A 3369-nucleotide genomic window follows, 5' to 3' on the forward strand; every position below is an offset into this window, starting at 1 on the left:
CCCTGCGCCACACCCCCGCCGACCCCGCCTGGCCCGACCGCGACCGCTTCATCCTCTCCAACGGCCACGGCTCCATGCTGCTCTACGCCCTGCTCCACCTGACGGGCTACGAGCTGCCGATCGAGGAACTCAAGCGCTTCCGCCAGCTGGACAGCCGCACGCCCGGCCACCCCGAGGTCGGCCACACCCCGGGCGTCGAGACCACCACCGGCCCGCTCGGCCAGGGCATCACCAACGCCGTCGGCATGGCGCTGGCCGAGAAACTGCTCGCCGCCGAGTTCAACCGTCCCGGCCACGCCATCGTCGACCATCGCACCTGGGTCTTCCTCGGCGACGGCTGCCTGATGGAAGGCATCAGCCACGAAGCCGCCAGCTTCGCCGGCGTGCAGCGCCTGTCCAAGCTCATCTGCCTGTGGGACGACAACCGCATCTCGATCGACGGCAGCGTCGAAGGCTGGTTCGCCGACGACACCCCGGCCCGCTTCCGCGCCTACGGCTGGAACGTCATCGAGGCAGTCGACGGCCACGACGTCGAGGCGGTCGATCGCGCCCTGCGCGAAGCGATCGCCAATGCCGACAACGACATCGGCCCGACGCTGATCTGCTGCCGCACCACCATCGGTCACGGCAGCCCGGCGCGCGCCGGCACGGCCGATGTCCACGGTGCCCCGCTCGGCGCCGACGAGATCGCCGCCACCCGAGCCGCGCTGGGCTGGACGCATCCGCCCTTCGACATTCCCGCCGAGATCGGCAACGCCTTCGACGCCCGCACCATCGGTGCCACACGGCAGGCCGAATGGCAGCAGCGCTTCGACGCCTATGCCGAAGCCTTCCCCGAGCCGTCCGCCGAGTTCCGCCGCCGCATGGCGGGCGAACTGCCCAGCGCCTTCGGCGTGCTCTCCAACGCCATCCTGCGCGGCGTGCATAACGAGGCGGCGACCGTCGCCACGCGCAAGGCCAGCCAGCAGGCCATCGGCCGCCTGGCGCGCGCGCTGCCCGAACTGCTGGGCGGCTCGGCCGACCTCACCCACTCCAACCTCACCGACTGGCCCGGCTGCGGCGCGGTGCGGGCCGACGCGGCCGGACGCCACATCAACTGGGGCGTGCGCGAGTTCGGCATGGCGGCTGCGCTCAACGGTATCGCGCTGCACGGCGGCTTCATCCCCTTCGGCGCCACCTTCCTCGTCTTCTCCGACTACGCCCGCAACGCCATCCGCATGAGCGCGCTGATGAAGCAGCGCGTGATGTACGTGATGACCCACGACTCGATCGGCCTCGGCGAGGACGGCCCCACCCACCAGCCGGTCGAACACATCCCCAGCCTGCGCCTGATTCCCGGCCTGGACGTATGGCGCCCGTGCGACGCGGTCGAAACCCAGGCCGCCTGGAACGCCGCGGTCACCCGCCACGACGGTCCCACGCTGCTTGCCCTGTCGCGCCAGAACCTGCCGCACCAGACGCGCGACGAGGCCCAGTTGCAGACGATCGCGCGCGGCGGCTACGTGCTCGCCGACGCCCCCCGGCCAGCGCTGGTCGTCATCGCCACCGGCTCGGAGGTCGCGCTGGCCATGAGCCTGCGCATGCAGTTGCACGAACGCGGCATCGCCGCGCGCGTGGTGTCGATGCCCTGCACCGCGGCGTTCGACCGCCAGACCGCCGACTACCGCGCCGCCGTGCTGCCGCCGGACGTGCCGCGACTGGTGATCGAGGCCGCACAGCCCGATGGCTGGTGGCGCTACCTGGCCGGGGTGCGCGGTGACGTGGTCGGCATCGCCCGCTTCGGCGAATCCGCCCCCGCCGCCGCACTGCTGGAGCGCTTCGGCTTCACGCCGCAGGCCGTGCTCGACCGCGCCCTCGCCCTGCTTGCGCAAGCCTGAACACTAGCCACCTGCCCGAACCCATCCAGACCGAGGAGACCCCGATGGACTTCCTGCGCCTGTCCGACATTCCCGCCGCCGACCTTGCCGGCAAGCGGATCTTCATCCGTGCCGACTTCAACGTGCCCTTCACTGCCGACGGCGCGCTGTCCGACGACACCCGCATCCGCGCCGCGCTACCGGGCATCCGCGCCTGCCTCGAGGCGGGCGCGGCGGTCATGGTCACCTCGCACCTGGGGCGCCCGCAGGAAGGCGCGCTGACCGCCGCCGAGTCGCTCGCACCGGTTGCCACCCGTCTCGCGGAGCTGCTCGGCCAGCCGGTGCCCCTGGTGCGCGACTGGACGGATGGGAGCTTCGAGGTCGCGCCGGGGGGCATCGTCATGCTCGAGAACTGCCGCGGCAACCCGGGCGAGAAGGCCGACGATCCGGCCCTTGCCGCCCGCATCGCCCGCTTCGTCGACCTCTACGTGAATGACGCCTTCGGCACCGCCCACCGTCGCGAATGCACGCTGCACGCGCTGGCGCTGGCCGCCCCCGTCGCCTGCGCCGGGCCGCTGATGACGGCCGAGCTCGACGCCCTGGGCCGTGCGTTCGCCCAGCCAGCACGGCCGCTGGCCGCCATCGTTGCCGGCTCCAAGGTGTCGACCAAACTCACCATCCTCGAGAGCCTGGCCGACAAGGTCGACGTGCTGGTCCTCGGCGGCGGCATCGCCAACACCTTCCTCGCCGCGCGTGGCTGCCCGGTCGGCGCCTCGCTGCACGAGCCCGACCTGCTCGACGCGGCCCGCGCCGTCGAGCGCCGGCTGGCCGAGCATGCCGGTGTGGTCTGGCTGCCCGAGGACGTCGTCGTCGCCGACCGCTTCGCGCCCGACGCGCTCACGCGCACCGTGCACGTCGATGACGTGCCCGAGGGCTGGATGATCCTCGACATCGGCCCGGACAGCCGCGACTCGCTTGCCGACGTGTTGCATCGCGCCGGCACCATCGTGTGGAACGGCCCGGTGGGCGTGTTCGAGATGGACGCGCTCGCCGCCGGCACGCGCGCGCTCGCCACCGCGGTCGCCGCCAGCCCGGCCTACAGCATAGCCGGCGGCGGCGACACGCTGGCCGCCATCGCCCGCTTCGGCGTCACCGAACGCATCGACTACATCTCCACTGGCGGCGGTGCCTTCCTCGAGTTCCTGGAGGGCCGCGAACTGCCGGCGCTGGCCGCGCTGCGCGCCCGCGCACGCCCAGCCAGCCGCCGCCTGCCGCCCAAGCCGGTGTTCGAGAACGAGCCCGAACCGGCCTGAACCGTCCCCAGTTCCGTCCCAACGCCACCCCACCGGGAGAACCCCATGGCCATGATCGCCCTGCGCCAGCTGCTCGACCACGCCGCCGAACACGGCTACGGCGTGCCCGCCTTCAACATCAACAACATGGAGCAGATCCACGCCATCATGCTCGCCGCCGAGGCCACCGACAGCCCGGTCATCCTGCAGGCCTCGGCCGG

At 72.3% G+C, this 3369-nt stretch carries 3 protein-coding genes; all 3 read left to right on the forward strand.

Translation table 11 applies throughout. The features are described 5' to 3' along the window. Positions 1 to 1877, forward strand: a 1877-nt coding sequence (gene tkt, locus PHC73_RS12870) for a transketolase (RefSeq protein ID WP_300128996.1), incomplete at its 5' end; no start/stop codon positions are given. A gap of 44 nt (positions 1878 to 1921) precedes the next feature. Then, positions 1922 to 3169 (forward strand): phosphoglycerate kinase, encoded by a 1248-nt coding sequence (locus tag PHC73_RS12875; RefSeq protein ID WP_300128999.1) that lies wholly within the window; start codon positions 1922 to 1924, stop codon positions 3167 to 3169. A gap of 45 nt (positions 3170 to 3214) precedes the next feature. After that, positions 3215 to 3369, forward strand: a 155-nt coding sequence (locus tag PHC73_RS12880) for a class II fructose-bisphosphate aldolase (RefSeq protein ID WP_300129002.1), incomplete at its 3' end; no start/stop codon positions are given.

Source organism: Immundisolibacter sp. (assembly GCF_028696615.1).
Lineage (GTDB): Bacteria > Pseudomonadota > Gammaproteobacteria > Immundisolibacterales > Immundisolibacteraceae > Immundisolibacter.